The sequence below is a fragment of the Roseobacter sp. HKCCA0882 genome (assembly GCF_037805225.1).
Classification (GTDB): domain Bacteria; phylum Pseudomonadota; class Alphaproteobacteria; order Rhodobacterales; family Rhodobacteraceae; genus M30B80.
In genome coordinates this window covers 572,497-599,480 of the sequence record NZ_JBBLYI010000001.1, presented here as the reverse complement: position 1 = coordinate 599,480, position 26,984 = coordinate 572,497, and the positions used below count along the sequence as shown (strand labels likewise).

25 protein-coding genes, 1 tRNA gene and 1 pseudogene are annotated in these 26,984 nt (G+C 55.8%); 14 read left to right on the top strand and 13 right to left on the bottom strand.

What is annotated here, in order from left to right; translation table 11 throughout:
- Positions 1-73 precede the first annotated feature (73 nt).
- The 5 genes and pseudogenes from tldD (at position 74) to AAC622_RS03070 (ending at position 6,777) form a co-directional block, all read left to right on the top strand.
- Positions 74-1,534 (top strand): metalloprotease TldD, encoded by a 1,461-nt coding sequence (tldD, locus tag AAC622_RS03090; protein ID WP_445322592.1) that lies wholly within the window; start codon positions 74-76, stop codon positions 1,532-1,534.
- A 46-nt stretch (positions 1,535-1,580) separates the two neighbouring features.
- Positions 1,581-2,671, top strand: a pseudogene (gene dprA, locus AAC622_RS03085) (DNA-processing protein DprA).
- Between the two features lie 114 nt (positions 2,672-2,785).
- Positions 2,786-5,407, top strand: a complete 2,622-nt coding sequence (gene topA, locus AAC622_RS03080; protein WP_340260259.1) for a type I DNA topoisomerase — start codon at positions 2,786-2,788, stop codon at positions 5,405-5,407.
- Positions 5,404-5,997: a nitroreductase family protein gene (locus tag AAC622_RS03075; protein WP_340260257.1), complete on the top strand. Its 594-nt coding sequence runs from the start codon at positions 5,404-5,406 to the stop codon at positions 5,995-5,997. Before topA ends, AAC622_RS03075 begins: the two co-directional genes overlap by 4 nt.
- Before the next feature lie 78 nt (positions 5,998-6,075).
- Positions 6,076-6,777, top strand: a complete 702-nt coding sequence (locus tag AAC622_RS03070) for an EI24 domain-containing protein (protein WP_340260256.1) — start codon at positions 6,076-6,078, stop codon at positions 6,775-6,777.
- Here the strand turns inward: AAC622_RS03070 and AAC622_RS03065 are convergent.
- Together AAC622_RS03065 and mce are read right to left on the bottom strand one after the other, a co-directional pair.
- Positions 6,771-7,058 carry a DUF1467 family protein gene (locus AAC622_RS03065; protein WP_340260255.1) on the bottom strand — a complete coding sequence of 96 codons (288 nt, stop codon included), beginning with the start codon at positions 7,056-7,058 and terminating at the stop codon, positions 6,771-6,773. The two genes, AAC622_RS03070 and AAC622_RS03065, sit on opposite strands and share 7 nt — an antisense overlap.
- On the bottom strand, positions 7,058-7,462 hold the full coding sequence (gene mce / locus AAC622_RS03060) for a methylmalonyl-CoA epimerase (protein WP_340260254.1): 405 nt from the start codon (positions 7,460-7,462) through the stop codon (positions 7,058-7,060). Before mce ends, AAC622_RS03065 begins: the two co-directional genes overlap by 1 nt.
- A gap of 144 nt (positions 7,463-7,606) precedes the next feature.
- Between mce and AAC622_RS03055 the strand changes: the two genes are divergently transcribed.
- Positions 7,607-8,302, top strand: coding sequence for a response regulator (locus AAC622_RS03055; RefSeq protein WP_340260253.1), 696 nt, complete (start codon positions 7,607-7,609; stop codon positions 8,300-8,302).
- Here the strand turns inward: AAC622_RS03055 and AAC622_RS03050 are convergent.
- From AAC622_RS03050 to AAC622_RS03040, 3 genes are all read right to left on the bottom strand, one after another.
- The gene (locus AAC622_RS03050) at positions 8,297-8,995 is read right to left on the bottom strand and encodes a GNAT family N-acetyltransferase (protein ID WP_340260252.1); all 699 of its coding nucleotides are present in this window, start codon (positions 8,993-8,995) and stop codon (positions 8,297-8,299) included. The two genes, AAC622_RS03055 and AAC622_RS03050, sit on opposite strands and share 6 nt — an antisense overlap.
- A gap of 78 nt (positions 8,996-9,073) precedes the next feature.
- A complete protein-coding gene (gene aspS, locus AAC622_RS03045) occupies positions 9,074-10,852 on the bottom strand; it encodes an aspartate--tRNA ligase (RefSeq protein ID WP_340261402.1) in 1,779 nt (592 codons plus the stop codon).
- Positions 10,853-11,001: 149 nt separating this feature from the next.
- The gene (locus tag AAC622_RS03040; RefSeq protein WP_340255532.1) at positions 11,002-11,325 is read right to left on the bottom strand and encodes a 2Fe-2S iron-sulfur cluster-binding protein; all 324 of its coding nucleotides are present in this window, start codon (positions 11,323-11,325) and stop codon (positions 11,002-11,004) included.
- Positions 11,326-11,472: 147 nt separating this feature from the next.
- On the opposite strand from AAC622_RS03040, the gene AAC622_RS03035 reads away from it, so the two are divergent.
- Positions 11,473-11,835 (top strand): OB-fold nucleic acid binding domain-containing protein, encoded by a 363-nt coding sequence (locus tag AAC622_RS03035; RefSeq protein WP_340260251.1) that lies wholly within the window; start codon positions 11,473-11,475, stop codon positions 11,833-11,835.
- Positions 11,836-12,041: 206 nt separating this feature from the next.
- Here AAC622_RS03035 and AAC622_RS03030 read toward each other — a convergent pair whose 3' ends face one another.
- From AAC622_RS03030 to AAC622_RS03010, 5 genes are all read right to left on the bottom strand, one after another.
- Entirely contained in the window at positions 12,042-13,604 is a 1,563-nt protein-coding gene (locus AAC622_RS03030; RefSeq protein ID WP_340260250.1) for a trimethylamine methyltransferase family protein, read from the bottom strand.
- 123 nt (positions 13,605-13,727) lie between these two features.
- Positions 13,728-14,429 (bottom strand): HAD family hydrolase, encoded by a 702-nt coding sequence (locus tag AAC622_RS03025; protein ID WP_340260248.1) that lies wholly within the window; start codon positions 14,427-14,429, stop codon positions 13,728-13,730.
- Between the two features lie 31 nt (positions 14,430-14,460).
- A complete protein-coding gene (locus tag AAC622_RS03020; RefSeq protein ID WP_340260247.1) occupies positions 14,461-14,775 on the bottom strand; it encodes a DUF3572 family protein in 315 nt (104 codons plus the stop codon).
- Positions 14,776-14,973: 198 nt separating this feature from the next.
- Positions 14,974-16,173, bottom strand: a complete 1,200-nt coding sequence (locus tag AAC622_RS03015; RefSeq protein ID WP_340260246.1) for a DegT/DnrJ/EryC1/StrS family aminotransferase — start codon at positions 16,171-16,173, stop codon at positions 14,974-14,976.
- A gap of 41 nt (positions 16,174-16,214) precedes the next feature.
- Complete coding sequence (locus AAC622_RS03010) at positions 16,215-16,943, bottom strand: HAD hydrolase-like protein (RefSeq protein ID WP_340255514.1); 729 nt, start codon at positions 16,941-16,943, stop codon at positions 16,215-16,217.
- 174 nt (positions 16,944-17,117) lie between these two features.
- Between AAC622_RS03010 and glmU the strand changes: the two genes are divergently transcribed.
- From glmU to AAC622_RS12420, 3 genes are all read left to right on the top strand, one after another.
- On the top strand, positions 17,118-18,470 hold the full coding sequence (gene glmU, locus AAC622_RS03005; protein ID WP_340260244.1) for a bifunctional UDP-N-acetylglucosamine diphosphorylase/glucosamine-1-phosphate N-acetyltransferase GlmU: 1,353 nt from the start codon (positions 17,118-17,120) through the stop codon (positions 18,468-18,470).
- 5 nt (positions 18,471-18,475) lie between these two features.
- Positions 18,476-20,284: a glutamine--fructose-6-phosphate transaminase (isomerizing) gene (gene glmS, locus AAC622_RS03000; RefSeq protein ID WP_340260243.1), complete on the top strand. Its 1,809-nt coding sequence runs from the start codon at positions 18,476-18,478 to the stop codon at positions 20,282-20,284.
- 122 nt (positions 20,285-20,406) lie between these two features.
- Positions 20,407-20,613: a recombinase family protein gene (locus AAC622_RS12420; RefSeq protein ID WP_445322419.1), complete on the top strand. Its 207-nt coding sequence runs from the start codon at positions 20,407-20,409 to the stop codon at positions 20,611-20,613.
- A gap of 33 nt (positions 20,614-20,646) precedes the next feature.
- Here AAC622_RS12420 and AAC622_RS02995 read toward each other — a convergent pair whose 3' ends face one another.
- Positions 20,647-21,099: a GNAT family N-acetyltransferase gene (locus AAC622_RS02995; RefSeq protein WP_340260242.1), complete on the bottom strand. Its 453-nt coding sequence runs from the start codon at positions 21,097-21,099 to the stop codon at positions 20,647-20,649.
- Between the two features lie 241 nt (positions 21,100-21,340).
- On the opposite strand from AAC622_RS02995, the gene AAC622_RS02990 reads away from it, so the two are divergent.
- On the top strand, positions 21,341-22,579 hold the full coding sequence (locus AAC622_RS02990) for an aspartate kinase (RefSeq protein ID WP_340260240.1): 1,239 nt from the start codon (positions 21,341-21,343) through the stop codon (positions 22,577-22,579).
- Between the two features lie 366 nt (positions 22,580-22,945).
- On the opposite strand, the gene AAC622_RS02985 is transcribed toward AAC622_RS02990, so the two are convergent.
- A tRNA-Leu gene (locus AAC622_RS02985) sits at positions 22,946-23,032 on the bottom strand.
- 144 nt (positions 23,033-23,176) lie between these two features.
- On the opposite strand from AAC622_RS02985, the gene lipB reads away from it, so the two are divergent.
- The 3 genes from lipB (at position 23,177) to AAC622_RS02970 (ending at position 26,376) form a co-directional block, all read left to right on the top strand.
- Positions 23,177-23,929: a lipoyl(octanoyl) transferase LipB gene (gene lipB / locus AAC622_RS02980; RefSeq protein WP_340242264.1), complete on the top strand. Its 753-nt coding sequence runs from the start codon at positions 23,177-23,179 to the stop codon at positions 23,927-23,929.
- Between the two features lie 204 nt (positions 23,930-24,133).
- Complete coding sequence (gene ctaD / locus AAC622_RS02975; RefSeq protein WP_340260239.1) at positions 24,134-25,798, top strand: cytochrome c oxidase subunit I; 1,665 nt, start codon at positions 24,134-24,136, stop codon at positions 25,796-25,798.
- A 32-nt stretch (positions 25,799-25,830) separates the two neighbouring features.
- Positions 25,831-26,376, top strand: a complete 546-nt coding sequence (locus tag AAC622_RS02970; protein WP_340260238.1) for a DUF2244 domain-containing protein — start codon at positions 25,831-25,833, stop codon at positions 26,374-26,376.
- Between the two features lie 14 nt (positions 26,377-26,390).
- Here the strand turns inward: AAC622_RS02970 and AAC622_RS02965 are convergent, their stop codons facing one another.
- On the bottom strand, positions 26,391-26,849 hold the full coding sequence (locus AAC622_RS02965) for a GatB/YqeY domain-containing protein (RefSeq protein WP_340242262.1): 459 nt from the start codon (positions 26,847-26,849) through the stop codon (positions 26,391-26,393).
- Between the last annotated feature and the right edge of the window lie 135 nt (positions 26,850-26,984).

Sequence of the window (26,984 nt, the reverse complement as noted above, 5' to 3'; positions counted from 1 at the left end):
ACCCTTGGGAATGTTGATTTGGATCATTTTCACGGCTCACATGGGGTGGTTATGCTGCCGCCGCGGCGGCGGAATGCGGGCCAAGTGCCCAATTTTGAAAGGAATTTGCGTGTCTGATCGTGCCAGTAGCTTCCGTCCCTTCGAGACATCCCTCGACCAAGAGGCCGCCCTGCGACTGTTGCGCGCAACCCTGACAGGGGCCGAAGACGGAGAGTTATTTCTTGAAAGAAAACGATCTGAGGCCTTGGTTTTTGATGATGGGCGGATCAAGACCGCCTCCTATGACGCAAGCGAGGGATTCGGGCTGCGCGCGGTCTTGGGGGAGGTTTCAGCCTATGCCCATGCGACCGAGTTAAGCGAAGCGGCCCTGTCCCGCGCCAGTGACACTGCCCGCATGGCCATTCGCCAAAGCGGCGGGATCATGGCCGCCCCCCCACAAGGCACCAACCGCCACCTCTATATGCCCAATGACCCAATGGATGGCAGCAGCTTTGAGGCCCGCATTGATCTATTGGGCGAGATTGACGCCTATACCCGCGCCCTTGATCCGCGCGTTGTGCAAGTGTCTGTATCGCTTGCCGCCTCGCATCAAGAGGTCGAAATCCTCCGCCCTGAGGGACAGGTGTTGCGCGATGCACGGCCTTTGGTGCGCTTGAACATATCGGTCATTGTCGAGGCAAAAGGCCGCCGTGAAAGTGGCTCGGCAGGCGGTGGGGGGCGGTTTGCGATTGGCCGCGTCATGGCCCCTGCGCATTGGCAATCGGTTGCACGTGAGGCCCTGCGCGTAGCCTGCGTGAACCTCGACAGCGTCCCTGCCCCTGCGGGCGTGATTGATGTGGTGCTGGGGCCAGGCTGGCCAGGTATCCTACTGCACGAGGCTGTGGGGCATGGTCTAGAGGGGGATTTCAACCGCAAAGGCCAATCCGCCTTCGCAGGTCTGATGGGGCAGCAAGTGGCGGCCAAAGGCGTGACTGTTTTGGACGATGGCACGCTGCCTGATCGGCGTGGATCCATTTCGATTGATGATGAGGGCACGCAAAGCCAAGCCACCCCGCTCATTGAGGACGGAATTTTGGTTGGCTACATGCAAGACCGCCAATCTGCCCGCCTGATGGGTGTGGCTGCGACAGGAAATGGGCGGCGCGAATCTTATGCCCACCCCCCGATGACGCGGATGACCAACACATATATGCTTGGCGGCGACAACGCGCCTGCCGATATTTTGGCGGATTTGAAAGACGGGATTTATGCGGTTGGCTTTGGCGGCGGGCAGGTTGACATCACCAATGGCAAATTCGTTTTTTCCTGCACCGAGGCCTATCGCGTGCAAAACGGCCAGATCGGGGCGCCTGTCAAAGGGGCTACGCTCATCGGAGATGGGGCCACTGCGCTGAAGCAAATCCGCGCGATTGGCAATGATATGGCCCTAGATCCGGGCATGGGGAATTGCGGCAAAGCGGGGCAATGGGTGCCTGTGGGGGTCGGTCAACCTACATTAATGATTGGCGGTCTGACAGTCGGCGGTTCGGCCTGATCCTGCATTAACGCCTTCTCAACCAAGCTGCGTCTAGGGTTGCGGCATGACAGATCATGCCGCCCCTTCTGCCCCTCTCCCTGCCCCGTCCGATGACACGGCCGAACGCCTGGCGCGGCTGCGGTTGATCCGCTCGCCAAAAGTTGGGCCTGTGACCTATCGGCGATTGATTGCCGAATATGGATCGGGGGCCGATGCCTTGGCGGCCCTGCCACAGATTGCGGCCAAGGCGGGTGTGTCAGGCTATGCGGTCTATTCCAAATCTGCGGCACAGGCCGAAATTCGCGCGGCGCAAAGCTGTGCGGCCCGCGCCCTGTTTTTGGGTGAGGCGGCCTACCTGCAACCCTTGCCGCACTGTCCGATGCCCCGCCTTTTCTGTGGGCCATTGGCGATCTTGACCTGCTCACCCGCCCCATTGTTGGCATGGTCGGCACGCGCAATGCGTCAGCCCTTGGGTTGCGGACGGCGCGCGCTGTGGCACGCGACTTGGGCCAAGCGGGGATTGTGACCGCCTCAGGCCTTGCCCGCGGCATTGATACAGCCGTGCATCAAGCAAGCCTCAGCACAGGCACGGTCGCGGTCATGGCAGGCGGGGTGGATGTGATCTATCCGCCCGAAAACGCCGAACTTGCCGCGCAAATCGGTTTGCGTCTGTCTGAGATGCCGATGGGCCGCGCGCCCCAAGAGCGCCATTTCCCAAGGCGCAATCGCATCATTTCAGGGCTGTCGCGCGGTATTCTGGTGATTGAGGCCGCATTAAGATCAGGGTCGATGATCACCGCGCGCATGGCTGCTGAACAGGGGCGCGAGGTGATGGCCGTGCCGGGGCATCCGCTCGACACTCGCGCATCGGGGTGTAATTTTTTGCTGCGCGAAGGGGCGCATCTCATCCGCGAGGCGCGCGATGTCCTCGTAGCGCTTGATCTGGAGGGGGCTTTTGCCCGCGCCCCTGCCAGCGCAGAGCCGCCCGACCCTACAACAGCGCGCGTTAGCGCCCTGTCCAGCGCCGATCTCGCTCGCCATTTGACCGAGTTGGAGCTTGCAGGTGAGATCACCCGCAGCGCAGGCGGCATGGTGGCGCGCAGTGATCATTGCGCCGCAGACCCTGCCGCACAGAGGCACCAAACCGCTGCCTAGATGCCACAAAAATAGGGTGATTGTGACAGGGGTGCATTGACAAACCCTGCACAAGACCAAATGTTGCGCGACCTAAGACCGATTACATTTCCATAAAAAGTTAGGTTGCCACTCATGCCCGTTGTCGTTGTCGAATCGCCCGCCAAGGCCAAGACGATCAATAAATATCTGGGCGCGAATTATACGGTTTTGGCCTCTTACGGCCATGTGCGCGACCTGCCCCCCAAGGATGGCTCAGTCGATCCTGACGCGGGGTTTGAGATGAAATGGGAGGTCGCTACAGACAGCAAAAAGCACATCAAGGCGATTGTGGATGCGCTGAAATCTGACCCCGATTTGATCCTTGCCACCGACCCTGACCGCGAGGGTGAAGCGATTTCTTGGCACTTGCTTGAGGCGCTGACGCAGAAAAAGGCACTTAAGAAAGACACGCCCGTGCGCCGCGTTGTGTTCAACGCAATCACGAAAACCGCCGTGACCCAAGCGATGGAAGCCCCGCGCGAGGTCGATATGGAATTGGTCGATGCCTATTTGGCACGGCGAGCGTTGGATTATTTGGTGGGGTTCACCCTCAGCCCTGTTTTGTGGCGCAAATTGCCCGGATCAAAATCAGCAGGCCGTGTGCAATCCGTCTGCCTGCGTCTGATCGTGGAGCGCGAAATGGAAATCGAAGCCTTCCGCGCCCAAGAATATTGGTCAGTGCGCGCGGGCCTTGTGACACCGCGTGGACAATCCTTTGAGGCGCGTTTGACCCATTTTGGTGGCAAGAAGTTGGATAAATTCGACTTGGCCACGCAATCCTCGACCCAGATGGCGGTCAGTGCGGTGGCAAGTCGTGCGCTCACTGTGGCCAGTGTCGAGGCGAAACCCGCCACCCGCAATCCAAGCCCGCCCTTTATGACCTCAACCCTGCAACAAGAGGCCAGCCGCAAATTTGGCATGGGCGCGCGCCAAACCATGAGCGCGGCTCAGCGCCTTTATGAGGCGGGGCATATCACCTATATGCGAACAGACGGGATCGATATGGCCCCCGAGGCGGTGATGTCCGCCCGCGACACAATCCGCGCGCGATTTGGCGAAGACTTCCTGCCAAAATCGCCGCGGATGTATAAGAACAAGGCCAAAAACGCCCAAGAGGCGCATGAATGTATCCGCCCCACCGATATGTCCATGGGGCCAGAAAAGCTGCGCATCACGGATGCGGATCAGAAAAAACTCTATGAACTGATCTGGAAACGCACCATCGCAAGCCAGATGGAGGCCGCCCGCCTTGAACGCACCACGGTTGATATTTCCTCAAACGATGAGAATGTCGTGCTGCGCGCAAGCGGTCAGGTGATCCAGTTTGAGGGTTTCCTCAAGGTTTATGTAGAAGGGCGCGATGACAGCGATGAGGAAGACGCAAATCGCCTGCCCAATATGGCGGTTGGCGACAAGCTTGGCTTTGATCAAAGCAGTTTGATGGGTGATTTCACCAAGGCCTTGGACGGGGCCACAGCCAGCGAAAGCGGCGGCTTGCGCCTCTCGGAAGGGGGCATCATCGACAATTCAGGCGCAGTATTTGGACAGCGCCACTTCACCCAACCGCCCCCCCGCTACACCGAGGCCACTTTGGTCAAGCGCATGGAAGAATTGGGCATTGGCCGCCCGTCCACCTATGCCTCGATCGTCACCACAATCCAAGATCGCGGCTATGTGCTGAAAGATAAGGGGCGCCTGATCCCCGAGGATAAGGGGCGCTTGGTCACAATATTCCTCAGCAATTATTTCCAGAAATATGTGGGCTATGATTTCACTGCGGATTTGGAAAACCAACTGGATGAGGTCAGTGCAGGTGCGCGCAATTGGCGCGATTTGCTGACCCGTTTCTGGCGCGATTTCAAAGCGGCGGTCGATGAAACCGCCGAGCTGCGGATCACCGATGTTTTGGAAAAAATCAACGAGGTGTTGGAACCGCACCTCTTCCCACAGCGCCCCGATGGTGGTGATCCACGCCAATGTCAGGCTTGTGGTGAAGGGCGTCTATCCTTGCGCACAGCGCGCTCTGGTGGGGCGTTTATCGGCTGCTCCAATTACCCTGAATGTCGCTATACCCGCCCCCTCGCCCCCAATGGCGAGGAAAGCGAGGGCGATAAAATGCTGGGGGTTGAACCCGAAAGCGGACAGGCCGTGTGGCTGAAAGCAGGGCGGTTTGGCCCTTATGTTCAATTGGGCGAAGCGACTGAAGACAGCCCCAAACCCCCGCGCGCCTCACTGCCCAAAACATGGCCCCCTGCGGGCATGGATTTGGAGAAAGGACTGCGTCTCTTGTCATTGCCCCGCGCGATTGGTGCGCATCCTGAGGATGGCGTTTTGGTCGAGGCGGGCATTGGCCGTTACGGGCCTTATGTCAAGCATGGCAGCCTTTACGCCAACCTGCCCGACGTGGATGAGGTGTTCGAGATCGGCATGAACCGCGCGGTTGAGGTTTTGGCCGCCAAGGCCGCTTCGCGCGGTGCAGGCCGTGGGGCCACGGTCGCCCCTCTCAAAGAGTTGGGCGAGCATCCTGATGGCGGGGCGGTTCAGGTGATGAATGGCCGCTATGGGCCTTATGTGAAATGGGCCAAAATCAATGCGACCCTGCCCAAGGGCACCGAACCCGAAGCCGTCACGATGGAGGAGGCCTTGGCGCTGATCGCGGCCAAGGCCGCCAAAGGCGGAAAAACCTCGCGCAAGGCTGCGGCGAAAAATTCATGACGGACGCCCCCTATCAGCCCCCGCATTGGCCACAATTGGCGGAATTTTTGCGCCTGCGCAGATCTACCCCTGCGCAGCTGCTCAATGCCCCCGCCCCTGAGGGGGCGGTGTTGGAAGATATCCTCACATCCGCCATGCGGGTGCCAGATCACGGAAAATTGGCCCCGTGGCGCTTTGTTGTTCATGGGCCAGAAAGCCGCGCGGGCTTAGCCGCGCTCACCCGCGAATTGGGCCATGGCGCAGGCCGCGTGCCCGAAAAGGTCGAAAAATCCGCCACGGCATTTGACCAGTCCCCTCTTGTGGTCGCGGTTCTGTCTCACCCCGTTGCGCATGACGCGATCCCCCTGTTGGAACAGCAGTTGTCGGCAGGTGCGGTTTGTCTTGAAATGATGCATGCCGCGATGGCCCACGGCTTTGGCGCAAATTGGCTGAGCGGATGGATGGCCTTTGATCCCGAATTTTTATCCCGTGCCTATGGCATTACGGCGCCGCAATTCGTGGCAGGGTTCATCCATCTTGGAACGCCAAGCGCCAAGGCCCCAGAACGCCCCCGCCCCGAGATGGGCGATATCGTCACATATCGCGATTAGGGCGTGACCTTGCCCTTGCGCCATGATGGGGCCTGCCCCACCTAAGCACAGACCTGCCCCAAAAGGAGCCATCTCAACATGGCCGCATTACTTGCTGATTTCCTAAAATCCGTTTTGCAATTCCGCGACAGGCGCTTTTTGCGCGTTTTGTTGATCGGCGTGGCGTTGACCATTGCTTTGCTGGTTGCGATCTCAGCGGCGGTTCTGATCTTTTTGGGATGGCTATTGCCTGATGCAATCACCCTACCTTGGATTGGCACAATCAGTTTCTTTGGGGCGGCACTCTCATGGGCGGCCGTGCCATTTTTGATCTTGCTGTCATCGGTGATGATGGTGCCTGTGGCATCGGCTTTTACGGGGTTGTTCTTAGACGAAATCGCAGACGCGGTTGAAGCAGAACATTATCCCCAGTTGCCGCCCGCCCGCCATGTGAAATTGGCCGAAGCCATCGGTGACAGCCTACGATTTTTGGGCGTGATCCTATTGGCCAACACATTGGCCTTGGTTCTTTATTTCACGCCCTTCGCCCCCTTTGTGTTCTGGGGGTTGAACGGGTTTCTCTTGGGGCGTGAATATTCGCAGATGGTGGCACAGCGCCGCCTCGATCGCGTATCGGCGATTGAATTTCGGCGCAAAAATCGCCTGACATTTTTTGCAGGCGGGGTCATGATGGCACTCCCCTTAAGCGTACCAATCTTGAACCTCATCGTGCCCATCTTGGGGGCTGCGACCTTTACCCATATGGCCCATCGGGTGGGCCTGACGGGGGCACGTCAATAAGTGCTGTCGCCCATGCCAAAGAGGGCAAAGAGATTAATATCTTCGATAGAGACACGACCCGATAAAATGATCCCCGCGATCACGGCCCAGATCAGCGTGGCAATGGCTGTGTTGATCAACAGGTTGCGGCGCAGATTAAAGCTTGAGGCGGGGGCAGATTGCGATGTGCCGCGCGCAGCCTCGCCCTCATCCCCTTGGGTGCGCACGAAAAACGGCAATGTCAGAAACAGCGACATGAACCATACAATGGCATAAACCACGAGGCCTGTGACAATACCCATTAGACCTGCTCCAATTCGACCAAGGTGCCTGTGAAATCTTTGGGGTGGAGGAATAACACGGGCTTGCCATGTGCCCCAATTTTCGGCTCCCCCTTGCCCAAAACGCGCGCGCCACTTTCCTGAAGCCTATCGCGCGCCGCCAAAATGTCTTCGACCTCGTAGCAAATATGGTGAATGCCGCCCGAGGGGTTTTTCTCAAGAAAGCCCGTGATGGGGGAATTTTCGCCCAAAGGATAGAGCAACTCGATCTTGGTATTGGGCAATTCGATGAAGACTACCGTCACCCCGTGATCAGGTTCGTCCTGCGGCGCGCCAACTTTTGCGCCGAGCGTATCACGATATTGCGCTGACGCGGCCTCGAGATCAGGCACAGCAATGGCCACATGGTTCAATCTACCGATCATTTTCATCTCCTTCGGTCACTCGCCCCACGATATGCCTGCGCAAAATCCTGTGGGCAAGAGGCGTGTGGTCGCGCCCTGTTTACCCTTCGGTAACCGCGACAGGCTGTAATCGGGGAAGGGAATCACAAATTCGAGGTGCCTGAAATGGATGAGTTCAAATTGCCGCCAACCCGTCAGGCGAAAATGCAGGCGCTAAATCCGCTGATGGGGCTGACCATTTTAATCGTTGAGGATAGCCGATACGCCTCGGAATCGCTGCGATTGCTGAGCCTGCGTTCGGGCGCGCGGATAAGGCGCGCCGATTGCCTGTCCTCCGCGCGGCGTCACCTGCAGGTCTATCGCCCCAGCGTGGCCATTATCGACCTCGGTCTACCAGATGGGTCTGGCTTGGATTTGATCCAAGATTTGGCCATGGCAAGCCCCCGCTTGCCCGTGATCTTGGCTTGTTCCGCCGCTGACCCCCATGACAGCGCCGCCGAGGCAAAGGCCGCAGGTGCCGATGGTTTTTTGACCAAACCCATCGAAACCCTAGCGCATTTCCAAAAAACAATCTTGCGCCATTTGCCCCGCGATTTGGCCCCTAAAACCCCCCATGCTGTGGCAGGCGACACCGTGATCCCTAACCCTATTGCCTATCGCGAGGATTTGACCCATGCGATTGATCTCTTGGATCAGCCAGACCCACACCTGCCCTATCTGCACCCCTTCTTGATGGGCATCGCGCAGGAGGCTGGCGATCGTGAATTGGCCGAAGCCGCGCGCGGTCTGATGCGTGACACCCGCGCGGCGCTGCGCCATGCGCTAACACAAAAAATCGCGGAAATCAGCCCACGACTATGAGCCAAGCGCGGGGTCGCGCGCCACCCGCACCAATCCCGTCAGGTCAGAAAGACGTTCGATCTGGCGCCCTGTCGCATCGAAATTCTGCGGTAAAAGCCATGCGATAAAGGCCTCTTTCAGCGCGGGATATTCCGCATCAATGGCGGCAAACCATGCGGTGTCACGATTTTTGCCTTTGACGATATTGTCTTGGCGAAACACCCCTTCGTAACTCAGCCCCAAACGCTGCGCCGCGCGGCGCGAGGGCAGGTTGCGCGCATCGCATTTCCACTCAAAACGCCGATACCCCGCCTCAAAGGCCCATGACATCATCATAAAAAATGCTTCGGTCGCGGCGGGGCTTTTTTGCAAGGCGGGGCCAAGGCATATATGCCCCAATTCAATCGATCCTTTCTCAGGCGCGATACGCAAATAAGAGACCACGCCCATCACCTGCCCCCGCGCCATGTCGCGGATTGCGTAAAACACAGGATCTTCGCCCACCTCAAAGCCGCGCAAAAAGCGATGATAGGCGGCGGCAGAAATGAAAGGGCCATAGGGCAGAAACTGCCACAAATCTTCCGCGCCGTCATAGGCCCGAAACAGCTCATCCGCGTGTAAATGCGCCCTGAGCCGTTCAAGCCGCGCATAGCGCCCTTGCCGGTGTTGGAATTCGGGCCGCGCGGGCGGCACATATTTTGACAAATCCTGCATCGTAACCCCCATCAAAACGCGTAAAGGCCCCCGCCCATCAGGGCAGAGGCCGCAAAAATTGGCAAGGGTGAAACGGGATCAGTCGCGCGGCAAAACCCGCAGACCCAATTCCATCAGCTGATCTGGCATCGGCTCGGAGGGTGCATTCATCATCACATCTTCCGCGCGTTGGTTCATCGGGAAGAGGATCACCTCGCGGATATTCGCCGTTTCCGCCAAGAGCATCACGATGCGGTCAATCCCCGCCGCACAGCCGCCATGAGGCGGCGCGCCGAATTGGAACGCATTGACCATACCACCAAAACGGCGGCGGACTTCGTCCTCACCATAACCTGCAAGTTCAAACGCCTTGAACATGATCTCAAGCTTGTGGTTTCGGATCGCACCCGACACCAATTCATAGCCGTTACAGGCCAGGTCATATTGATATCCCAAGACCTCAAGCGGGTCACCCGCAAGTGCGTCAATCCCGCCTTGGGGCATCGAGAACGGGTTATGGCTGAAATCAATTTTGCCCGTTTCCTCGTCCTTTTCATACATCGGGAAATCCACGATCCATGCAAAGGCGAAGCGGTTCTCATCAATCAGCCCCAATTCGCGGCCCACTTCGGTGCGCGCGCGCCCTGCAACGGCCTCGAAATCCGCGGGCTTGCCTGCCATAAAGAACACCGCATCACCGACACTAAGACCCAATTGCGTGCGGATGGCTTCGGTCCGTTCAGGGCCAATGTTTTTGGCCAAGGGGCCTGCGGCCTCCATCGTGCCATCCTCGCCTTCGCGCCAGAACATATAGCCCATTCCAGGCAGGCCTTGACCTTGCGCCCATGAATTCATGCGGTCACAGAATTTACGGCTGCCGCCTGTGGGGGCAGGAATGGCGCGCACTTCGGTGCCGTCCTGCTCAAGGATTTTTGCGAAAATTGCAAAGCCCGAGTCTTTGAAATGCTCGCTCACAACTTCCATTTTGATCGGGTTGCGCAGGTCTGGCTTATCGGTGCCGTACCACAGCGCGGCATCTTTATAGGAAATCAGCGGCCAGTCTTGATCGACCTTCTTGCCGCCACCAAATTCCTCAAACAGGCCTTTGAGCACGGGTTGGATCGTATCAAACACATCTTGCTGTGTCACAAAGCTCATTTCCATATCGAGCTGATAGAAATCAGTCGGCGAGCGATCCGCGCGCGGGTCTTCATCGCGGAAACAAGGGGCGATTTGGAAATATTTATCAAAGCCCGACACCATCAACAGCTGCTTAAACTGCTGCGGTGCCTGTGGCAGCGCGTAAAACTTGCCAGGATGCAGACGCGAAGGCACAAGGAAATCGCGGGCGCCCTCAGGGCTAGAGGCCGTGATAATTGGGGTCTGGAATTCGCGAAAGCCTTTGTCCCACATCCGCTTGCGAATTGAGGCCACAACATCAGAACGCAAGGTCATATTTTTTTGCATCACCTCGCGGCGCAAATCGAGATAGCGATAGCGCAGGCGGGTTTCCTCAGGATATTCCTGATCGCCAAAGACCGTCAGGGGCAATTCATTCGCCGCACCCAGAACCTCGAGATCCCGAATAAAAACTTCGATTTCGCCTGTAGGAATTTTTGGGTTCACGAGGCTGGCATCACGGGCCTTCACCTCGCCATCAATGCGGATACACCATTCCGCACGCAGTTTTTCAACCTCGGCAAACACAGCGCTGTCGGGATCACAGAGCACTTGTGTCATCCCATAATGGTCGCGTAGGTCAATGAACAAAACCCCACCATGATCGCGCACCCGATGAATCCAGCCCGAGAGGCGGATCGTTTGACCGACATTTTCCTTAGTCAAGTCTGCGCAGGTATGGCTGCGGAAAGCGTGCATCACGAAATATCCCATATATTGGCCTTGTTTTTGGCCTGTCATCTCTGTGCCGCCGATACACATTGAGCGGGGCGCGAAGTCAACCCCAAGCAGCGAAAAGCCCGCGACTGCACAGCGCGGGCTTTGGTGTCATTTTGAGGCCTGTTAGGTCAAATTTGTTTTTCTGGCATCTGCACAACCAGACCATCAAGCGCATCTGTCACCTTCAACTGGCAGGTCAGGCGCGAACGCCCCTCGTCTGGTTTATAGGCGAATTCCAGCATGTCCTGTTCCATCGCGTCCATGCTTGGCAGTTTTGCTGCCCAATCAGGATGCACATAAACATGGCATGTTGAACAGGCGCAGGCGCCGCCGCAATCAGCCTCAATGCCAGGAATGCCATTGTCGCGCGCGCCTTCCATCACGGTCAGCCCGTTTGGCACATCAACGACGTGCTCGGTTCCGTTATGTTCGATATAGGTGATCTTAGCCATAAACGCGCACTTTCTTGCTGTTAACCTCGGATCCTGCCTAGGTAGCGTTCCCTGATGCCACTTTCTAGCCCCGAAATTTATGTCATGCAGGCGCACTTGCATCTCAAGGCAAGTGTTCTATTTTTGTTCTCAAATAGGATATCTGCCATGGAACCCGATCTCGCCCCACGCTTTTGGCCCAAACCGCCCGATTGCCTGCCCCATCATTTGCTGCATCTGCCCCCTGAGGGGGCGCAGGTTGCGGTGGCGGGCTTGGTGGTGCTGCGCCAAAGACCAGGCACGGCCAAAGGTGTGATTTTCATCACCTTGGAAGATGAGTTTGGCGCCTGCAATGTGATCATCTGGCAGAAAATATATCAGCAATTTCGCCGTGCGGTCATCGCAGCGCGGCTAGTGCGCGTGACGGGGCGGCTGCAACGGCAGGCGGGCATCACCCATATCATCGCCGAGCAGATCGAAGATATATCGCCACTACTGGACGAGATTGTTTTGCATCACACCGCCACCTAGAGCGCCTAAGCTTGCGCGAAGCCATTCAAAGCGGTTTGCCTATTATTGCGGAGAAATAAGAATGACCTTGCAGCATGGTTGGGTGACATTTGGATTCTCGGGCTGTGCCATGAGCAAACCTTTCCAGATTGAGCCGACACCTCGTGTTCAAAATGCACCACATATTGCAAAAGGAACACGCAGATCAGGCCAAACGGGTACCCGCGCTAGAAATCGGTTGGCGCGCCGCCCTCCTCCTTGCGCTTGGCGACAAACGTGTCCAATCCCTCGCGAATTGCAGGATCAATCGGCGGATCTTTTGCTTCGGCCAAGATTGCCTTGTAAATCCCATGCGCGCGCTCGGCGCTCCAAACGGCCCCATCTTTTTCCCAAGCCTCAAAATTGCGCCAATCAGAATGAAACGGCTGATAAAAGGCAGTGCTATAGCGGGCTTGGGTATGTGAAGTGCCAAAATAGTGGCCACCAGCCCCAACATCTCGCATCGCATCAAAGGCAAGTTCGTCATCACTGGTCTGGGTCAAAACGGGGTCAAAATAGCGTTGGAATTGTTGCAGCAATTCGCAATCCATCACGAATTTCTCGGGGCTTGCAATCAGCCCACCTTCCAGCCAACCCGCGGCATGATAGACCATATTTGTGCCAGATTGCACCGCCGCCCAAAGGCTTTGTAGAGTTTCGGCTTGTGCCTGCCCATCGGGCACATTGGCGGCGCAAACCCCGCTGGAGCGCAGAGGCAGCCCATAAAAGCGAGCCATCTGCCCTGTCATCTGGGTGGCACGAATATATTCAGGTGTACCAAAGGCAGGCGCACCTGATTTCATATCGACATTTGAGGTGAACGTGCCAATCACCACAGGCGCGTGCGGCGCGATATATTGCAACAAGGCAATCGCCCCCAAAGCCTCGGCGATGGACAAGGACACAGCCCCCGCAAGGGTCACAGGCGCCATCGCCCCCGCCAAGGTGAAGGGTGTAACCACCACAGGCTGCCCGCGCCGCGCCATACGCATCGCCCCGTCCAACATTGGATAGTCATGTTTCAGCGGGCTGACCGAGTTGATATTGGTGTAAAACCGCGGTGTCTCCTCGAATTCCTCATGGCTTAGGCCTGCGGCGATCCGCACCATCTCCATAGCGTCTTCGACCCGCTCTTTGCCAAGGCAGTATGTGTGCACGACCTTGTCAGTCGCGATGAGCTTTTCATGCAAGCAATCCAAATGGCGGATTGAAGGATGAATATCTATCGGCTCAACGGGGTAGCCACCTGCAAAGTGGATACAGTTAAAATATTGCGTCAATTTGATGAATTCGCGAAATGTCTCAAAATCGCCCGCCCGTTTGCCGCGTGCCATATCCCATGCATTGGGGGGGGAGGACACATTGCCAAAGAGAATATGCCCCTCGCCAATGGTCAGCTGACGCGCAGGGTTTCGCGGCGTCACTGTAAAGCTTTGAGGCGCACGCGCGACCATCTCGGTCACAAAATCATGATCAAAAAAGATCGTCTCGCCCTCTTGGCGACAGCCCGCTTGCACCAATATTTGCCGCGCCTCAGGGTGCAGCATCTCAAGCCCGAGCTCGGACAGAATCCGCATAGCGTTGTTGTGGATGGCCAAGACACCCTCAGGCGGCAAGGGTTCGGTTGGTTGATCTATGTTTTGCGGAATACGCCACGGCATTTGCGCAATCGCATGTTGGCTGACACCTTGATGCTTGGCGCGCGCGCCCCCGGAACGGCGGCGTTTTGGATCAACTGTGGTTTCGGTCATAGGATCAGGTCTTACAAAAAGGGAGATCAAAGCCCCTTTAGACTGCCCGCGCGCGGGCGAGAAAAACCCGACAAATTCCGACCAAACCCCCCGCCATTTTGACGCGAATAGACAAACGCAGCTTCAATGCCCCAGCCAAGCGGGAAGATGGCCAATGTCTGGCAACACGGCGTCAGCATGCGGCATGAGCGCGCCATGAACGGCAAGGCCCGTGAGAACGCCCACTGTCGCCATCCCAGCGGCGCGGCCCGCCCGTAGATCATGCAGGCTATCGCCCACCATCACAGCGCGAGCAGGCGCAACACCACAGGCCTGTGCGATATGGGCGCACATGGCAGGGTCAGGTTTTGCACCATGCCCACTGTCGCACCCGATGACTTCGGCAAAATAGGGGCGGATCTCATGTGCCGCCAAATGGGCCTCGGCCTCGTCCTTTTGCCCGTTGGTCGCCACTGCCAAAAGATAGCCCGCCTTCTGCAAACCCGTAAGCAGCGGCGCCAACGGGGCCGCCTCGACCATGACAGCAGATTGTGCAAGCTGATGCAGCAGTGCTGCGATCTGCTGCGGGGTAAAATCGGCTCCGAAAAGCGGGGCCAGGTGGTGAGCAGTCTCATCAAGCGTGCCCGCAATAGCTATACTATCGGGCAAAAAAACGCCCCGATCGGGATCAAAGGACAAGCGATCAGCGAGGGTGCGAAATAATGTTTCATCGCCGTCCGCTAACGCCAATAGAGCCGATTTCGCCCAATTGTTCCAAGATCTAGAAAAGTCAAAGAGTGTTCCGTCTTTGTCAAAAATTAGCAATTTAAAGTAATTTTGTTGCATATTTTTATAACCCTCAAGGACGACGATAAACTTATGTCCAATGGGTAGCAGAGCGCCCAAGCATCACCTGCCGCAAGGTAACAAATTCATCTGGCGTAAGGCCAATTGCCTCCGCAGCATCAACCACCCAAGCATCGTCTTGCGAGATAAATTCAACCACGGCGGATAAGAACCCGTGATCACCTTTGGCGATAGCGGCCCGCATATCTTCGACCGACAGGCCAGATGCGCCCAAGAACTGCCCCGTCAGCGCGTCATCGGACGAAAGCCACACGAGGGCTGCAATCGCCTTTTCCTGTGCGATTTTTTTCTTCATTCCAAGCATTCCGGGCGTATCTAGAGACATTATTAGCCATTCCTCTTGTATGACTTCAGATGTCAATTCGGCCATGCAGAGCTTAAGGCAATACCGTATGCCACATTTTAGGGGATGAGCACGAAGACTGTCAGCAACTCCACAAAGATAGAGGTTAAAAGCGCGATGATACTGTGATCTTACACGATGGTCGAAATCGCACAAGCCTTGCCAAACCCGCCTGAGACATCAGGGGGCATGCGCGATCACCTCATCGCGCAGAATCTCGGCGAGAAGATCCACATCTTCGGGCGCAAAGGTCAAAGGCAGCCTTAAGTCAATCAACCCCGCCAAAATGTGATCCGTTTTGGGCAGGGTTTGCGCAGGTGCATAGCGCCAACTGTCATAGCGCGAGGTAAAGGCAACAGGTTCTGCCGCGCCGAACCATTTCAGTTCAACACCCCGCCGCGCGGCCGCTTGGACAAATGCCGTGATTTTATCGGGCGACCAATCGGGCAAAAGGAATTGAAACGAGGATCCAACGTAATCCTCGCGCGGATCGCGCTCGGTCAAGCGCAGATGGGGCAGATTGGCAAGCCCCGCCTCCATCCGCTCGTAAAGCTCGCGCCAACGTGCCACTTGGCGCGGCAAACCGGCCAATTGCGGGCGCAGGATGGCGGCGCGCAAATTATCCATCCGCCCCGAAACATTGGGCGTCTCAAAACGCGCTTGGGCAAAAGCCTCAGGCGGGGGGGCGGCGCGGTGGCGCGCGTAAAGCATGTAACTGCCCGACAGCAGAATGGCCCGCGCCATCACATCGGCATCATCACTGGTAAGGAAACCACCTTCGCCTGAGTTGATATGTTTATAGGTCTGGGTGGAATAGCAGGCGATTTTGCCATGCCGCCCTGAGGCCAGACCATTCCATGCGGCCCCCATGGTATGGGCGCAATCCTCAATCACGGTGATGCTCGCCGCATCGCATATTGCCATGAGGCGGCCCATATCGCAGATATGCCCGCGCATGTGCGACAACAGCAACACTCGCGCACCGCTAGCTTGGGCTTTGGTGTTCAAATCTTCAAGATCAATGGTTAAGTTTTCGGTCACCTCGACAAAGACAGGCACAGCGCCCACCGAGGCGATGGCACCCGGTACAGGCGCAAGCGTAAATCCGTTTGAGAGAACCAAATCCCCCTGCCCCACGCCAATTGCACGAAAGGCCGCCCCCATTGCATAGCCACCCGATGCCACGGCAAGCGCATATTTCGCCCCTGTCATCGCCGCGAATTCCTCCTCCAAAAGGGCGGCTTCGGCAATCTCATCAGGGGCGGTGTTATAGCGGTGCAACCTGCCCGTTCGCAAAACCCGATTGGCAGCCTCAATCGCCGCCGCTGGGATTGGCTCTTGTTGGGTGAAAGACCGGGTGAAAATGGGTTTGTCGCTCATAGCGCACAGGTTAGGGTTCTCGCGCGGCAGGTCAATTGAATTCACGCCGATAAGACCCGCTCAATCAGCGCAGGCAGATCGCTGTAATGATCCAAAATCGCCTCAGGGCTGAGCCGTGCAATATCGCCCCCCTCTGGCCCGAAGCCCACGAGAATAGAAGGCACCCCTGCCGCGCGCGCCGTTTCGCGGTCAGTGACTGTATCCCCGATCAAACAGGATTGCGGAAAATCGCGCACATCCGCCCCCAAATCCACGCCAAAGCGCCGCTTGGCCGCACGGCGCAGCGTTTCATGATAAGGGGCCACATCTGGCTTTCGTGTGGGCAATGTATCGGCCCCGACCAAAGCATCAAAAAGATCAGAAACACCCAATTTCGCGACCAAATCCACGGCCAGCGCCTCGGGCTTATTGGTGCAAATCGCCGTTGCATAGCCTGCGACACGCAACGCCTGCACCGCCTGAACTGCGCCCTCATAGAGCCTTGTATGCGTGTCAATCGCGGCCCCATAGGCCGCAAGCAGACGGGGATAGCCCGCCTCGATGAAGGCCTCCTCCTGTGGCAGGTCAGACCCACCCTGCGCCGCAAGCCGCGCATAGGAAAGCTTCAACATCGCCCGCCCGCCCCGAAAGGCACAAAGCGCGTCTTTTGGATGAGACAACATCGGGGGCCATCCCGCCTCTGCCACCGCTTGATTGGCCGCAGCAAGAAGATCGGCGCTGGTATCGGCCAAAGTGCCATCCAAATCGAAAACGATAATATGCGCTCCCATTCCGTCCTCTTGCCTGAGATGTGCCCCGCTTATGACCTAAAGGCGGATTTTCGCCAAGGGCCGATGGCACATCGTAACAAATCGAAAGAGGAAGTGACCACCTGCGGGCTTTGCAGATCAAGTGAAGAAGGTTAAGAGAACACCAAACAGGCATAAATCCCAAAAGGCACCCTCATGAGCACACGCCCCGTTGCCCTGATCATTCTGGCCGCAGGCCAAGGGACGCGGATGAATTCCGACCTGCCCAAGGTGCTGCATCCTTTGGGCGGCGTTCCGATGATTGAACACAGCCTTGCCAGCGGCCTCAGCCTTGAGCCTGCGCGGGTTGTGGTGATCACAGGTCATGGCGCGGATCAAGTTGAGGCGGCCTTGGCCGACCACCCTGTGATCTGCATTCGCCAAAATGAACAATTGGGCACAGGTCATGCCGTGGCGCAGGCCCGCGCCGCTTTGGCGGATTTCGCGGGCGATGCGGTGGTGTTGTTCGGCGATACGCCTTTTGTCAGCGAGGACAGCCTGACCAAATTGATCGCGGCCCGCGCTGATCATGATGTGGTCGTTTTGGGATTTGAGGCAGACACCCCTGCGCGCTATGGCCGCTTGGTGACCAAGGGCACGGCCTTGCATAAAATTGTCGAGGCCAAGGATGCGACCCCAGACGAGCTTGCTATAACCTTGTGTAATTCTGGCCTCATGGCCGCAGACGCCGCGCAATTATTCGACCTTTTGGAACAGGTCGATAACGCAAATGCAGCGGGCGAGTATTACCTGACAGATGTGCCTGCTTTGGCGCATAAGGCGGGCCTGAAAGCAGGCTATGTGACGTGCACAGAAGCGGAAACCTTGGGGATCAATAGCCGTGCGGAACTGGCGCGCGCCGAAGGGATTTTTCAAGCCACCCGCCGCGCCGAGATGCTAGACTTGGGCGTCACCATGCACGCGCCTGAGACAGTCTATTTTGCCCATGACACCTATATTGGCCGCGATGCGGTGATCGAGCCATATGTGGTCTTCGGCCCCAATGTGACTGTTGAGTCGGGCGCGCATATCCGCGCCTTCAGCCATCTTGAGGGCGCGCATGTCTCGCAAGGGGCGGTTGTGGGGCCTTATGCCCGCCTGCGCCCTGGTGCTGAAATCGACAATGGCGCGCGGATAGGTAATTTCGTTGAGGTAAAATCAGCGCAAATCCAAGAAGGGGCTAAGGTCAACCACCTGTCCTATATCGGGGATGCGACCATCGGCGAAGGGGCCAATATCGGCGCAGGAACCATCACCTGCAATTATGATGGCGTGTTCAAACATCACACCGAAGTGGGCGCGCGGGCCTTTATTGGGTCAAACACGATGCTTGTGGCCCCTGTTACCATTGGTGCGGATGCACTGACCGCATCAGGTTCGGTGATCACCGAAAACGTGCCAGAGGGGGCTTTGGCGGTGGCGCGTGGACGGCAAGAAAACAAAGCGGGGCTTGCCACACGCCTGCGTGCGCGGCTGCTGGCGCTGAAAGAAAAGACCAAAAAGGGGTAAGGGCTATGTGCGGGATCGTTGGCATTTTGGGCAGCCACGAGGTTGCGCCCACATTGGTTGAGGCGCTTAAACGTCTGGAATATCGCGGCTATGACAGCGCAGGCATTGCGACTGTGCAAAATGGTGCGCTTGATCGCCGCCGCGCGGTGGGTAAGCTTGTGAACCTGTCGGATGAATTGGTGCATCACCCTTTGGCAGGCAAGTCTGGTATCGGGCACACCCGTTGGGCCACGCATGGCGCGCCGACTGTAACCAATGCGCATCCGCATAAATCGGGGCAGGTTGCGGTGGTGCATAATGGCATTATCGAGAATTTCCGCGAATTACGCGCTGAATTAAAAGACCGCAATTTTGAAAGCGAAACCGATACGGAAACCGTCTCTCAGCTTTGCGCGCATTACCTTGCCCAAGGTCTAAGCCCTGCTGAGGCCGCACGAAAAACCTTGTCACGGCTTGAAGGCGCGTTTGCGCTTTGTTTCCTCTTTGAGGGCGAAGATGATCTGATGATCGCCGCGCGCAAAGGGTCGCCCTTGGCCATTGGTCATGGCGATGGTGAAACCTATGTAGGTTCGGATGCAATCGCGCTTGGCCCCCTCACCCATGAAATCACCTATCTTGAGGAGGGCGATTGCGCCATCCTGACCCGCAGCAGCATCAAGATTTTTGATGAGGCGGGCCACGCTGTCAGCCGCGCCAAAACCCGCATTGAACAAGGGGCCGCCGTAATCGACAAGGCGGGTTATAAGCATTTCATGGCGAAAGAAATCCATGAACAGCCCCAAACCATGAGCGAGGCCTTGGGGCGCTATGCCCCCAAAGGTGCGCCCGCCTTCCCCGAAGCCTTGGATTTCACCCAATTCGACCGCGTTGTGATGGTGGCCTGCGGGACAGGTTATTATTCCTGCCTGACCGCCAAATATTGGTTCGAACAGGTGGCAGGGATGCCTTGCGATGTCGATATGGCATCGGAATTCCGTTATCGTGAACCGCCCGTGGCGCCCCGCACCCTTGCGCTTTTCGTCAGTCAATCTGGCGAGACGGCTGACACATTGGCGGCCCTACGATATATGCGCGGACGCGCTGCCATGGTGGCAAGCCTTGTCAATGTTGGCACATCCTCCATCGCCCGCGAAAGCGATCTGGCCTTGGCCATTCTAGCAGGGGTCGAGGTCTCGGTAGCCTCAACCAAGGCCTATGTGAACCAATTGACCATCCTTGCGCTGATGGCGGTGCAGGCCGCGGCGCAGCGCGACGCGCTGTCCGCCCATGAGGTGCGGGATCACATCCAAAGTTTGGAAAAACTGCCTGATCAAATGCGCCAAGTTCTGACGATGGAGGGCGAGATTGCCGATCTAGCCGAAGGCTTGAGTGATGCAAAATCCGCGCTGTTTCTGGGCCGTGGCGTGATGTATTCCACAGCCCTTGAGGCAGCATTAAAATTAAAAGAAATCAGTTATATACACGCCGAAGCTTATGCGTCAGGTGAACTAAAACATGGCCCGATCGCCCTAATTGATCGCAGCCTGCCTGTGGTGGTATTCGCGCCGCATGATGCGCTGTTTGATAAAACCATATCAAACATGCAGGAGGTTATGGCGCGCCACGGCCAAGTGACACTAATCACCGATGAGATGGGGCGCAAAGCCGCCGCTGAAGGCACCGCTGCCACATTGGCCCTGCCCGCAACCACGCCGCTGAGCGCGCCCATCCTCTATGCCCTGCCGGCGCAGCTTTTGGCCTATCACAGCGCAATCGCCAAAGGCACCGATGTGGATCAACCGCGCAATTTGGCGAAATCGGTCACCGTGGAGTAGTTTCCAACGGACGACATTTTCTACAGGGTTTCTTATGTTTTACAGTGACTTTGAGGGCATCTCACCTTTGGTATTCACACTATTCTGATTACCAAGAATCACTGCACCATCTAATCAAGACAATGCATGATTCAGGCATAGGTTATCGTAGGATTGCCTACTGGTTGAATGAACATGGATACACCACACCAAGAGGACATGAGTTCAAAAATACTCATGTCTTTTCTATTTTGAAAAAGAAGAAGGTGAGGGATGAACGCCAGAATAAGCGTTATGAATTACAGATGGGTAAGTTATCAATGATTCTGTTGGACACAAGTCCAGAATAACTAAGCGGTTACCATCTAGGTTGAATTAAATGATTAACGCCAAACCTCAGTTTCCATTTCATACATTGTCCAATTAGTTTTTGTTGCAACTTTATCATAGAGAGAGCGGGCACGATAATTATCATCCCCCGTAATCCAGCGGATTTTTGCCCAGTTCTCTTTTTTGCCAATAGATTTCAATTCATCCAATAATAGTCTGGCGGCGTTACTACCTCTTTCTTGGGGTTTCACCACCAAATCATCCAGAAAACCCAAGTTTACACCCCTCAACGGACTTGGTATTGCTCTGAAGTGTGCTAGACCGATCAACTCGTTGTTGCTCTCTGCAACAATACCCGTCAATGGATGTTGAGTATCCATCAACCAATCCCAAGTCGTTGCAATGCCGTTATCAGTAAGTTCAGTCTGGTAATGATTAGCGTAATAACGATATACATCTAACCAAGAATTAAAATCAGACTTATCTAATTTACGAACGAATATCATGTTGTTAACCTTCAAAAACACCAGTGAATATCTAGCATATTGTTTATGTTTTTCTGATTTACAACGATTATTTCAGTATTGAAACTAATGTTAATATGGTTTTGGTATTTCAACCTCTGATGAGTTTGGGTGACCAGCGTCGCAACTTGCCTATAACTGTGACGGTGGAATAGCGCTTCCACTTGCGCCCGCTTGCGTTGGCGCGTAAAGCCTCGGCGCAACTTTATAAGTGGGAAGTGCTATGCCGCTTTTGGTCATGAAATTCGGGGGCACATCAGTGGCCACCCTTGATCGCATCCGCCGCGCCGCAAAACGTGTGGGGCGCGAGGTGGCCAATGGGTATGATTTGATCGTGATTGTCTCGGCCATGTCGGGCGAAACCAACAAACTTGTGGGATATGTGGGCGAAACCTCGCCGCTCTATGACGCGCGCGAATATGATGCGGTCGTCTCCTCGGGCGAGAATGTTACAGCCGGCCTGATGGCGCTGACCTTGCAAGAAATGGATATCCCCGCGCGGTCATGGCAAGGATGGCAGGTGCCCGTCAAAACCACCTCTGCCCATGCAAGCGCGCGGATTGAAGAAATCCCAACCGATAACATCATGGCCAAATTTGGCGAAGGGATGAAGGTTGCCGTGGTTGCGGGGTTCCAAGGCATCAGCACTGAAGGGCGTATCACAACATTGGGCCGTGGCGGGTCAGACACGACTGCCGTGGCCTTTGCCGCCGCTTTCGATGCCGAGCGCTGCGATATCTACACAGATGTTGACGGGGTCTACACGACCGACCCGCGCATCACCAACAAGGCTCGCAAACTTGAGAAAATCTCGTTTGAAGAGATGCTTGAGCTTGCAAGCCTCGGTGCGAAGGTTCTGCAAACGCGCTCGGTTGAACTGGCGATGCGCTATAAGGTGCGCTTACGGGTTTTGTCGAGTTTTGAAGAAATGGATGACAGCGCGGGCACATTGGTCTGTGACGAGGAGGAAATCGTGGAAAGCAAAGCTGTGGCGGGCGTGGCCTATTCGCGCGATGAAGCAAAAATGACCCTGACCGAGGTCGAAGATCGCCCGGGCATTGCAGCCGCTATTTTCGGCCCCCTCGCCGAGGCCGCGGTCAATGTAGACATGATCGTGCAAAATATCTCGGAAGAAGGCAAAACTGATATGACCTTCTCGCTGCCGATTGATCAGGTCAAACGCGCTGAAAAGGCCCTTGAAGAGGCGAAAGCCCGCAATGAAATCGGCTTTTCCGAATTGCTGATCGACAGCGATGTTTGCAAAGTGTCAATCGTAGGGATCGGGATGCGCAGCCATGCAGGCGTGGCCGCGAAGATGTTTGCAACTTTGCGCGATGAAGGCATCAATATCAAAGTCATCACCACATCCGAAATCAAAGTTTCGGTTCTTGTGGATCGCAAATATCTGGAATTGGCTGTGCAGGCCCTGCATGACGCCTTCGATCTAGATCGCGCAGCCTGATTTCACCTTAGGCTGATTTTACGCTGTTTGCTCGGGCCCTTCTTTTGGCGGCCTTGGTTTGTTGACTTTGTACCAGCCCCGCCACAGAGGCGTTTCTTACTGCTATTACGTACGCGCAAATTCGCTGGGCACGAACGACTAGTTTTTATAGAATGAGGCTAAACAATGCAGCCGCACGATTTTTGTTTAAGCAGGCGTTGCTGAACTCGACGGAAGTAGCAAAAAAGGCCCCACACTTATACATACGGAGAAGCCGTTTAATCTTTGTATCAATTAAAATCCCGACAAAATTTAAGCATGAATTTTTAAAATTATAAATTTTATCAAATGATTGCGGCGCGATCTTTAGGTAACTTCTGAAGGTAATGGTGCGGTCGAGAAGACTCGAACTTCCACGGGAGTTACCCCACAGCGACCTCAACGCTGCGCGTCTACCAATTCCGCCACGACCGCACTGTCTGACGCTTAATATGGCGCTGTCTAGACCAAGCAGGCGCCGTGCTCAAGGGTTAAAATTGTGGATTTTGGCCAAGCTGATTTTTCTGTTTAGTATGAAACGCCTACTTGCTATTAACACAAGGTTATGACTGAAAGGGGATGACCGTGCCTCTCGTCTCCCGCATACATCATTGCAAAGAAATTATTAAGTTAAAGAGCCTTAAATTGGTTGATTGGATAATATCAGATAAGCTGACCGATTATGAGGATGCACTTCGCGTTATGGAGGCTCGCATCGCAAAAATTTCTTCAGGGGATGCAGCCGAAGCGATTTGGCTGCTGGAGCATCCACCGATTTACACCGCAGGCACTTCGGCCAAGCCCGACGATTTAACTGACCCTGATCGCTTTCCTGTCTACGAGGCGCGCCGCGGGGGGCAATATACCTACCACGGCCCAGGTCAGCGGGTTATATACGTCATGCTAGATCTCAACAAACGCGGTCGTGATGTTCGCCGTTTTGTCGAAGATCTGGAAAATTGGGTGATTGACACGCTTGCAAGCTTTAACTTGCGCGGGGAAATTCGAGAGGGGCGCGTTGGAGTCTGGATTGCGCGGCCCGACAAAGCCGCCCTGCCCGATGGCAGCCCGCGTGAGGACAAAATTGCAGCCATCGGGATTCGCTTGCGCAAATGGGTGTCCTTTCATGGCATTTCGATCAATCACGATCCTGAACTGAGCCATTTTGAGGGAATCGTGCCTTGCGGGATCCGTGATCACGGCGTGACAAGCCTTGTGGATTTAGGCCTGCCCGTGAGCCTAGATGACCTTGATGTCGCTTTGCGCCAAGAATTTGAACGGCGCTTTGGGCCAACGCAGGACGCGGATCTGGCTGACCCAGCTAACCCCTAAAGATCATTGCAACCGCCCCCTTTTCCATTTTCGTAAGATTTTGGCGCGAAACTTGCTGATCTGGCATGAGGCAATTTTTCCCACCTGAAAGGCGTGATCGCAATTGATCGCACGCGCGAGGCGCACTAGAACGGGGGTCAGTGGAACGTCAAAGGGACAGGTGGCCAGACCCCTGCCCCTCATAATTATGAACAGGAGACAGACATGGCCGATGCAGCCATTTCTGGACATGATCACGAACGGCCGGGCTTCTTTACCCGCTGGTTCATGTCCACAAACCATAAAGATATCGGGATTCTCTACCTCATCACTGCAGGTTTGGTGGGTCTCGTATCGGTTGCTTTCACCGTTTACATGCGCCTCGAGTTGATGGAGCCTGGCGTTCAATACATGTGTGCCGAAGGCGCACGCGTCTTGAGCCAAGCTGCTGCGGGCGAATGTACCCCTGATGGGCATTTGTGGAACGTGTTGATCACGGGCCATGGCGTATTGATGATGTTCTTTGTCGTCATTCCTGCCCTGTTCGGTGGTTTTGGTAACTTCTTCATGCCGCTGATGATCGGCGCGCCTGATATGGCCTTCCCTCGCCTTAACAACTTGTCCTACTGGCTGTATGTTGCAGGCACATGTTTGGCCTTTTGCTCCGTATTTGTAGATGGTGGTGCCGGACCGGGTTGGACCTTTTATCCGCCCATATCATGGCAAGACGCCCCTACTAGTCGCGCTGTAGACTTCGCGATTTTCGCGGTTCATGTGTCTGGTGCAAGCTCCATCTTGGGCTCGATTAATATCATCACGACCTTCCTCAACATGCGTGCACCTGGCATGAGCCTGTTCAAAGTGCCTTTGTTTGCATGGTCGATCTTCGTGACAGCTTGGTTGCTGCTTTTGTCGCTACCCGTTTTGGCGGGTGCAATCACCATGCTTCTCACTGACCGTAATTTTGGCACAACTTTCTTTGACGTGGCAGGCGGCGGTGATCCACTGTTGTTCCAACACATCTTCTGGTTCTTCGGCCACCCCGAAGTTTACATCGTGGTCCTGCCCGCATTTGGTATTGTCAGCCATGTGATCTCGACCTTCTCGCGCAAGCCCGTCTTTGGCTATCTGCCGATGGTTTGGGCGTTGATCGCGATTGGCGGCTTGGGCTTTGTAGTGTGGGCACACCACATGTATACAACGGGCATGACGCTGAACCAGCAGGCCTATTTCATGGTCGCAACCATGGTTATTGCGGTGCCAACAGGCATCAAAATCTTCTCATGGATTGCAACGATGTGGCAAGGTTCGATAACCTTTGAAGCACCAATGCTGTTTGCGATTGGCTTCATCTTTCTCTTCACCGTTGGCGGTGTAACTGGGATTGTACTTAGCCAAGCCGGCGTTGACCGTGCCTATCACGACACCTACTATGTAGTAGCGCACTTCCACTACGTAATGAGCTTGGGTGCCGTATTCGGTATCTTCGCAGGCATCTATTACTGGATCGGCAAAATGTCAGGTCGCCAATACCCTGAATGGGCGGGCAAGCTGCATTTCTGGTTGTTCTTCATCGGCGCAAACCTGACCTTCTTCCCACAGCACTTTTTGGGTCGTCAGGGCATGCCACGCCGCTACATCGATTATCCTGATGCATTTGCAACGTGGAACTACGTCAGCTCGATCGGTGCGTTCATCGCATTCGCGTCCTTCCTCTTCTTCCTTGGCATTGTCGCCTACACCCTGCTTGCAGGCCGCAAACTGAGCGAACCTGCCTACTGGGGCGAGCATGCCGATACCTTGGAATGGACATTGCCAAACCCACCGCCCGAGCACACGTTCGAGGAACTGCCCACACGCGAAATGTGGGACAAACAGCCAAGCCACTAATCTGGCCGCTTTTTGAACAGTTGAGAGAAAATATGCCGTTTCATATCGAGACGCCGCAAATAGAGAAGGCCCCGGAGAAATTCGGGGCCTTTGCTCATCCTGATCGCGGCGCACCTCACATGCTGATGCGGATTACGCCGCATAAATCGCTGACACCTGAAGGGTTCGTTTGGTTTGTCGGTGCGACCGCCGCGCTAATTGCCCTGCCGCTTTTCGGAATTCTAGGCACGGCGGTGTTCTGGACGCTGCTGCCCTTTCTATTGGCGGCGATTTGGGCCATTTGGGCCGCGCTGAAACGCTCATGGCGCGATAAGGAAATCGCAGAAACCCTGACATTGTGGCCCGATCACATTAGGGTTGAGCGCAAAGAGCCCCGCAAAGAAACGAAAATCTGGGAAGCAAACCCCTATTGGGTGCGGCTGACCTTGCATAAAACGGGTGGGCCTGTGCCCAATTACCTGACCTTGCGCGGCGATAAGGCAACACGCGAAATCGAGCTTGGCGCGTTTCTGACGCCCAGCGAAAGAGTCAAGCTGAAATTCGCATTGGAAGAGGCCTTGGCACAGGCAAAGGCCTAAGGGCCAGGGGCGGTTTAGGCCAACCGCTCCTTGATCAGCGCCCCTGCGGCACCGAAATCCATCTGCCCCGCATAGGCCGCTTTCAGCGCCCCCATCACACGGCCCATATCGCGAATGCTGCTCGCCCCTGTCTGGTCAATTGCGGCATCAATCGCTGCGGCGATTTCCGCCTCGGACAGTTGGCGCGGCAAGAACCCTTCGATCACTTTGATCTCTGCACGCTCTTTTTCGGCCAATTCAAGGCGCCCGCCCTCTTCATAGACATTGGCGCTGTCGATCCGTTGTTTTACCATTTTGGCAAGGATGGCGAGAATCTCACCTTCATCGACACCCTCGGTCTTGCCTGCGCCGCGCGCGGCAATGTCCTGATCCTTGATCGCCGCATTGATCAAACGCAGGGTTGATAAACGCGCAGCATCCTTTTCCCGCATCGCGTCTTTTAGGCCGTTGGTGATACGCTCTCGCAAACTCATGGTCTCATCCCCAGATTGCAACGGGCCATCTGACCCGCACCAGACCGCCCATTTAAGGCATTTTTTGCCGCGCAACAACCTTTGAAATAGGGGGCAGATTGGTGGTTGCAACTTGGTGTCGCAAGGTGCTTGACC